Genomic DNA, 296 nt, shown 5'->3' with positions numbered 1-296 from the left:
AATAGGCAAGGGACGCCAGCGCAAAGAAAACGGCTACGAAAAAGTGGGTAAAAAATTGTTTGAGGTCGAGGTTCATCTTTGGGTCCGGGTCGGGTTAGGATTCTTCGACTTCCTCGTATTCGATATACTCCCCTACAGGCTCTGCGGGAGGTTGTTTGCGGGCGGGTTTCCGGTCGATGGTCACCTCCCCGGTCCTTCTGCTGCCCGGGTCCTCCGGAGCCCTGCCGCGGAAGGCTTCCTGAAAGTACTCTTCGGTCTTCCTCCTGGCATACCGCCTGAGCCACGGGCCTAACAGC

At 57.4% G+C, this 296-nt stretch carries 1 protein-coding gene; it reads right to left on the bottom strand.

The features are described 5' to 3' along the window. Positions 1-94 precede the first annotated feature (94 nt). On the bottom strand, positions 95-296 hold a 202-nt coding region (locus tag ACRHNM_RS16570), incomplete at its 5' end, for a DUF4834 domain-containing protein (protein ID WP_431137729.1).

Source organism: Psychroserpens mesophilus (genome assembly GCF_050617655.1).
GTDB classification, from domain to species: Bacteria; Bacteroidota; Bacteroidia; order Flavobacteriales; family Flavobacteriaceae; genus Psychroserpens; species Psychroserpens mesophilus_A.
This window is presented reverse-complemented; position numbering and strand designations above follow the sequence as displayed.